We start from the raw sequence: 6666 nt of genomic DNA on the forward strand, positions 1-6666 counted from the left end.
CTTTTTTATCGGGCACTTCTGCCCGGACGATGACAACCTCATGACCTGCCCTTCACGAAAAGCCGACATGCACCTGGGCACACTGACCCTGCTCCGTACGTTTTTGCAGCCCGCCGCATCTTTGCCGCGGGCTTTTCTTTGTTCCGCAAATGCCAACCAGGCCTCCCCTGGTATTTCGTGAGAGCGTCCACCATGACCTGAAGCAGTTTTGCCTGGCCAGGCAAGGGCTATGCTGTCCCAGCAATAAACCAAGCCCACATCGGATAGATACGGAGGCTCTTATGAAAGCTGCTGTTGTTGCACCAGGCCGTCGCGTGGACGTGGTAGAGAAAACCTTGCGCCCTCTCGAGCACGGCGAAGCGCTGCTGAAGATGCAATGCTGCGGGGTGTGCCATACCGACCTGCACGTGAAAAATGGCGACTTCGGTGACAAGACCGGTGTAGTGCTGGGCCATGAAGGCATTGGCGTGGTGCAGGAAGTTGGCCCCGGTGTCACTTCGCTCAAGCCGGGCGACCGCGCCAGCGTTGCGTGGTTCTACCAGGGTTGCGGGCATTGTGAATATTGCACCAGTGGCAACGAAACCCTGTGCCGCGAAGTGAAGAACTCCGGCTACACCGTCGACGGCGGTATGGCCGAAGCCTGCATCGTCAAGGCCGATTACTCGGTCAAGGTACCCGATGGCCTTGACTCCGCTGCCGCCAGCAGCGTGACCTGCGCCGGTGTCACCACCTACAAGGCGGTGAAAACCTCCAATATTCGCCCCGGCCAATGGATCGCCATCTACGGCCTCGGCGGCTTGGGCAACCTGGCCCTGCAATATGCGAGGAACGTTTTCAATGCCAAAGTGATCGCCATCGATGTCAACGAAGAGCAACTGCGCTTCGCCAGCGAGATGGGCGCCGACTTGGTGATCAATCCGCGCACTGAGGATGCAGCCAAGGTCATTCAGGAAAAAACCGGCGGGGCGCACGCTGCCGTAGTGACGGCGGTCGCCAAAGCAGCATTCGACTCTGCCGTGGATGCCCTGCGCGCTGGCGGCCGCCTCGTCGCAGTCGGTCTGCCATCGGAAGCCATGAACCTTAACATCCCCCGCCTGGTGCTGGACGGCATCGAGGTGATCGGCTCGCTGGTCGGCACTCGCCAAGACCTGCAGGAAGCTTTCCAGTTTGCCGCCGAAGGCAAGGTGGTACCCAAAGTGACGCTGCGGCCGATCGAAGATATCAACCAGATCTTCGATGAGATGCTGGAGGGCAAGATCAAAGGCCGGATGGTGATTCAGTTCGAAGGTTGATCAGGCTGGACACAGGCCATTGCGCAAGACTACAACAACGCCCACAGATGATCTTCTGCGGGCGTTTTGCCTTTTACACGTCAAGGAACAGACCATGAGCTTCGACTGGCATGCCGGGCCGATTACCCGTTCAACCCCGCTGGACAAGCACTACCGCAACACGCAGAAGGTCCGTCAATTTCTGCTCAGCGAGTGCGGGGCCGCATTCGTGTTTGACCGGGCCTTCATCGCCTGGATCAAGAGCGGCACACCGTCCAACATGGGCGAGGTGGCGGATGAGTGGCTGCGAATACACCGATGACCGTCAGCAACCAACGGCCGCCTGCAGGGCTGCTCTGCTCTCTCGTCTTGCGCTGCGGGCGCTGCTTTCAGCATCCTGTCCAACGATTCAACCATGCTGAAATAATCCATTTTCCGACTCCCTCGCTGGTGGTTTCTGCTCGACGCCCCAAACATAGCGTTTGAACATTGCAGAATTGGAAGTGGCAAGCCCAAGCAGGCACGTGCCCCTCCATGCTGATGACCAGCAAGCTGGTCGCCAGGTTCAAGCGAAGATGGCAGAATCCTGGCCAGGCCGGTGAGTGATCACCACGGAAGCCGATAGGCATGAATTGCCGCTAGCCAGGGGGAGCCCATGACGATTCGCAGCTTGGCCAGAAACCTCCCAGCCGACCCAGACAACCAGGGTTGGGTACTTGGCTGGGGCGTGCTACGAGACCGGTATCCATGGCATTTTGTCGATGTATACGCCGATCAGAAGACCGCCAAGGTGGAAGCCGAGCGCCTCGGTGCGGGCTACGTGGTCGAGTACGGATCACACCGGCTTGGCTCGGATGAGTTCATCTGTGGGGTAAGCCTGCCCGAGGGTTAGCGCTCTGGCTGAATGTTATTCCAATGGGCGCTTGTGGTAACTGTAACGCTCTGCGTGGGATACCCGCGATGGGTCCGGCGGGCCCTGCTTCTGCTCCCTTCGAAAGGGAGGGCTGTCGAAATTGTCTTCACGGCCCTCGTGGCAACCACGCTTGTCGTGATCGACGGATCGCTCTAGCGGTCCCTCGTTACCGGCTGGCTGACTGACCTGTCTGTCACTATCTACGCCATACCTGTCTCTGGACATACACACCTCTCAATGCTCAGAAGTCCTGAGCGCTTTGAGTATGCGCTTCAACCTCATCCAGAAAATTTAAAACGGACCACCGGGACACGGCTCGTGATGAGGGTGCGTCGCCAGATCAAATGCTCAATCCAACTCACTCAAGCGCCGGTCGCCTGGCTTTTCAAATTTCATGAGGAAGGTGAAACTGCCCGTAAGGCTCTGGCGTAGCTCGCGGGGCATTGCGAAGGAAAAATGGATGAGCCACGAACCATCTTTCAATCGAAATGTATCACCCCGGTAAAGAGCCACATCCGTCACGCTGACGCCAATCCGCGCGGCAATATCCAAATCACTTGGCGCATGAAACATACTTGTGCCCTCGCGTACGCTATGGAGCGACAAAGCAGTGCATTTGGGCGCGCTATCGTTTGTGGATCGGATTGGCGGTGTGCGGGGTCGTCCAAACGACCTTCGGCTTACTCGCGAGCACTCCGCTGACGCCGGAAGGAACGCTTTCAATCAGGCCTCCCTGGTTGATGAACAGTTCGGTCTGTTCATTCAAGCGCTCATGGGCACGCTGCGTCTCGGGGGATATGGCCTGGTGCATGACAGCTACCTAGTGAAGAACCGCAGAAAGCGGCTACTCGATCACTATACAGGGAACTGGCAGAAGCCGTGTCAATTCTGACGAGATACTGAAATTTGGCAGCAAAATAAATACAAAATTCAGCAATTTTTGTATAGAAATCCAAGCGGCGCGGCATTTGCCGCCAGATCATCAGGAGATGGTGTCACCTGCAAGCCTTGCCAGAAGCGTCTCGACGCTGCTGCCAAAGCAGAGGCCCTGGCCAAGTTTGCCAAAGCAGAGTACGACTCGAACGTCGACTCTCGGGACGAATGCAAGTGTCCGCATTGCGCCGCGGTCATACACATCGAAACCGAGGACTACGACGCCAAAAAGATGAGCTGCGACGTGTGCACTGGCCCGTTCGAGCTGACCCTCAACTACGAGGTCGCCTTCAGCACCAAGGTCATTGGCGAGCGAGTTACGGCCTGAACCTCCGGCACTGCCCACCAGCGCCTCAGCGCTTGTCGTGAAGCTCGGGAGGCCGAGGCCTTCGAATACCACGCCTGACCCTACCGAGGATCACCCCATGCAGACAGCAATGCACCCTGCTTTCGAGCAGAAGATTGCCGTGCTCGCGGCCCTGCTCGAGCGCAGCAAGTCAGTGAGGGCCGAGGCACACTCCAAGATCGAGATCGCCACCGGCGCCGTGCAAGGCTTCGCCTACAGCTACAAGGCAGCGATGCGCTTTGTCGATGCCTGCGAGGCCGGGGCGGCAAGCAAGACAGACACGCGGCAATGACCAAGCGCAAACCCCACAACATGCGGGCACGCCTGGAGCGGACGTGCCGAGCCCTGGTCTCGGCCAACCACGCCGCCGTGGTGAACATCGACCCCAGCGGCCAGCAGGTGCTGATCAACTGGAAGAACCTTAAGCAGATCCGCGTGCGCCAGGTCGTCGACGCCGTCTGCGATATCCCGCACCGGTGGACCATCTATCTCAGCGTCCTTTGTCGGACTGAGTTCGGCGAGCGGTACAACAAGTCGATCGAGGTCGCGCCGCAAGGCAACTACCGCGCCGAGCACCTGACCGACGTGATCGAAGCGACCTACTTAGGCCTACGGGCCACGGCCAATCCAAATCAACTGGTGGCGGCCGGCTGGATCGCCATTCCTACCGACAAACGCTCGACGAAGCAGAGGCCTCCTAGATCTTTGCCGCCGTCGGCGCCTGGAATCAGCAGAAAGCAGCATGAAACGCATCACCGCACGCGTCAGGCACGGCCGGCGCCAGCAACACATGAATCCGCTCCCCAGAGACGTGAGAGCCTGTACCCATATGGCAGTGCTACCGTCGAAAAATTTATTACCTCAATGAGCGAAAAGGAATATCAGATTTTACAATGTCAACATTGCTAAGCCCTCTGGTTTTAAGCAAGGACCATAAGGACTTTTCTGCCAAATCCTGATTTGCAACCGGACCGATATGGATAGCACGTATAGCTTCGACATTAAACTCAATATCAACATACGGAATAAGATGGTCATTCTTAGCGCGATACTTTAACTCAATCTCCCCGACCCCAGATATAATTCTTACCTCTTTCTCCTCATCGAAGCTTTTGTTTTTGAATTTTGCAAGCCCATATACAGCGTCAAAATGGGCTTCAAGTGCAGCATTTATCCGAGACCGATCACCGGAGCTGTACAAGTCCGTCAGCCTTCCGTGCGCCCCATCAATCAGATACCTAGACTCCAAGATTTTCTGCTCATCATCGTATATGCAATCATGCAATTCGAATGTTTTCTCAAGAACGCGCCGATCAAACTCGATAGCGAAATTTCCATAGGCACGCCATTGACTTAACAAATTAGCCGACTTACTAAACGAACAAACAAACAAACAATGGATTGTTGCTATAGCCCAATGCAAGACCATCAACCAACAACTCTTCAACAATCTTCAGAGCCCTTAGCTCAACCTCTCCCCTAGTGCTATCCACAGCCCTCATCAACTTTAAGGCTTGTTTTATTCTTTCAGTACCCTCCAACAACTCCATGGAGTCATTCAGAAACTCCATATGCGTCAACCACAATTTTTTGAGCCTAACGATGGACTCTACCGCACCAATATCGGTGTAATGGAAAAGCGTTTCCTGTGCCACTGCGTCTAGTCCGCCTTAAAAACTAAAGCCTCTATAAATACTGGATCCCAATCCAAATTGCCACCATGCCGCATCCGGCTTTTGGAGGCATGACGCTGCCCACACATATCAGGAGAGCGCGATGAGCAAAGCCCTGAAGCTGGTTTACGGTGTCGGAGCAAACGACGCCGACTATCAAGTCTGTGTAACCGAAACAGTTGGCGGACGTCGGCGATCCGTATGGACCTGCCCGTTCTACAAGGTATGGACCGGAATGCTTGAACGTTGCTACAGCGAGAAGTTTCAGGCCAGGAACCCTAATTATCGGGACTGCTCGGCATCCAGCGACTGGCTCACCTTCTCGTCCTTCAGGTCCTGGATGTCCACGCAAGATCATGAAGGCAAGCACCTGGACAAGGATCTCCTTATTCCAGGCAACAAGGTGTATTCCAGGGCGACTTGCGCGTTCATCCCGCCTGACCTGAACAGGTTCATGGTCGATAGCCAAGCGATACGTGGCGACCTGCCGATAGGAGTTTCTTGGCACAAGGCTAGGCAGAGATTCGTGGCTCAGTGCAGGAACCCTTTCACTGGTCGTCACGAGTTTCTCGGCTATCACGCCAGTGCCCTCGAAGCTCATCAGGCGTGGCGAGAGCACAAGCACCGGATTGCGATTGCATACGCCGAAACGCAGTCGGACGCTCGTATTGCCGCAGCATTGCGAACTCGATACGCCGCCTGACTCTCCGGCGCTGCCCGCCAGCGACTAATCTGCTCCGGCATTGACCTATCTGATCTCAGTTCCGTTTATCGTCATCCGTTGGAGGGCTGTACATCCCTCTATCCTCGCTGAGTCGGTGAAAAGGCGACCGCTTCAGCCGAGGGATTGCGAAATGGTAAACAATCAACAGCGTTGCCCATCCAGCAAGGCAGAAAATCGAACGCTCGCTTTTGCTCAATGACAGGGCGAAAGAGATTGCCACTATCGCAAACATGATGCTGACGAAGAAGAATCCAGTTGCCAGGGCATTGACGAGGAAATTAAGCCTGTGCCAACGATCTGGGATCAGTTCGAGGGGGCCTGTGGCGATCAGAGCAATTCCAAACGGCACGGAATAGCTGATCAACGACGCAGATGGCTTTCCCAGCCAAAGAAACGCTATCCAAATCGCGAGCCCTATGAATGATGCCGTTCGGGTCTTCATCGCGGCAGCTCTTGATCTTGGCGATCTTCCTCGATCTCGCAACCCCATTACCACCCTCCTTGTTTGGTGAGCGGCGAAGCATATCACCAGCAGCTGCCCGCCAGCGCCTTCCCCTATTCAACGATAACGATCACGCCACACCGGCGAGGACCGCCCATGTCTGCATTTCAGAAAAAGAACCCTCTCGACTTCAAAACCCAGTACGGCCTCGGCTTCGACCCTCAGGACGATGAGATCGTGGTGGACTTCTTCTGCGGTGGCGGCGGCGCCGGTACCGGGCTGGAGATGGGCCTGGGCCGACCAGTCACCGTGGCCAAGAACCACAGCCCGGCAGCCATCAGCATGCACACCGCCAACCACCCAG

Annotated in this window: 9 protein-coding genes and 2 pseudogenes; 7 read left to right on the forward strand and 4 right to left on the reverse strand. The window is 56.1% G+C overall.

The features are described from left to right. The first annotated feature begins 281 nt into the window (after positions 1 to 281). The 3 genes from adhP (at position 282) to OO258_RS14320 (ending at position 2163) form a co-directional block, all read left to right on the forward strand. The gene (adhP, locus tag OO258_RS14310; protein WP_266031092.1) at positions 282 to 1292 is read left to right on the forward strand and encodes an alcohol dehydrogenase AdhP; all 1011 of its coding nucleotides are present in this window, start codon (positions 282 to 284) and stop codon (positions 1290 to 1292) included. A gap of 94 nt (positions 1293 to 1386) precedes the next feature. Then, positions 1387 to 1593 (forward strand): DUF6434 domain-containing protein, encoded by a 207-nt coding sequence (locus tag OO258_RS14315; RefSeq protein ID WP_266031093.1) that lies wholly within the window; start codon positions 1387 to 1389, stop codon positions 1591 to 1593. Positions 1594 to 1926: 333 nt separating this feature from the next. Continuing rightward, complete coding sequence (locus tag OO258_RS14320) at positions 1927 to 2163, forward strand: hypothetical protein (RefSeq protein WP_266031094.1); 237 nt, start codon at positions 1927 to 1929, stop codon at positions 2161 to 2163. Between the two features lie 369 nt (positions 2164 to 2532). Here the strand turns inward: OO258_RS14320 and OO258_RS14325 are convergent, their stop codons facing one another. Together OO258_RS14325 and OO258_RS14330 are read right to left on the reverse strand one after the other, a co-directional pair. Next, positions 2533 to 2757, reverse strand: coding sequence for a hypothetical protein (locus OO258_RS14325; protein WP_266031096.1), 225 nt, complete (start codon positions 2755 to 2757; stop codon positions 2533 to 2535). A 52-nt stretch (positions 2758 to 2809) separates the two neighbouring features. Further along, positions 2810 to 2995: a hypothetical protein gene (locus OO258_RS14330; RefSeq protein ID WP_266031098.1), complete on the reverse strand. Its 186-nt coding sequence runs from the start codon at positions 2993 to 2995 to the stop codon at positions 2810 to 2812. Positions 2996 to 3542: 547 nt separating this feature from the next. On the opposite strand from OO258_RS14330, the gene OO258_RS14335 reads away from it, so the two are divergent. Both OO258_RS14335 and OO258_RS14340 read left to right on the forward strand, forming a co-directional pair. Further along, entirely contained in the window at positions 3543 to 3755 is a 213-nt protein-coding gene (locus tag OO258_RS14335) for a hypothetical protein (protein WP_266031099.1), read from the forward strand. Next, positions 3752 to 4164, forward strand: a pseudogene (locus OO258_RS14340) (hypothetical protein). Before OO258_RS14335 ends, OO258_RS14340 begins: the two are co-directional and overlap by 4 nt. A gap of 155 nt (positions 4165 to 4319) precedes the next feature. On the opposite strand, the gene OO258_RS14345 reads toward OO258_RS14340, so the two are convergent. Then, positions 4320 to 4892, reverse strand: a complete 573-nt coding sequence (locus tag OO258_RS14345; protein WP_266031101.1) for a DUF2971 domain-containing protein — start codon at positions 4890 to 4892, stop codon at positions 4320 to 4322. Positions 4893 to 5239: 347 nt separating this feature from the next. On the opposite strand from OO258_RS14345, the gene OO258_RS14350 reads away from it, so the two are divergent. Next, positions 5240 to 5839 carry a hypothetical protein gene (locus OO258_RS14350; protein WP_266031103.1) on the forward strand — a complete coding sequence of 200 codons (600 nt, stop codon included), beginning with the start codon at positions 5240 to 5242 and terminating at the stop codon, positions 5837 to 5839. Positions 5840 to 5894: 55 nt separating this feature from the next. Here OO258_RS14350 and OO258_RS14355 read toward each other — a convergent pair whose 3' ends face one another. Further along, a complete protein-coding gene (locus OO258_RS14355; RefSeq protein WP_041166750.1) occupies positions 5895 to 6302 on the reverse strand; it encodes a hypothetical protein in 408 nt (135 codons plus the stop codon). A gap of 156 nt (positions 6303 to 6458) precedes the next feature. On the opposite strand from OO258_RS14355, the pseudogene OO258_RS14360 reads away from it, so the two are divergent. After that, positions 6459 to 6666, forward strand: a pseudogene (locus OO258_RS14360) (DNA methyltransferase); the annotation flags it as partial.

The sequence above is a fragment of the Pseudomonas sp. DCB_BI genome (genome assembly GCF_026240995.1).
GTDB lineage: Bacteria > Pseudomonadota > Gammaproteobacteria > Pseudomonadales > Pseudomonadaceae > Aquipseudomonas.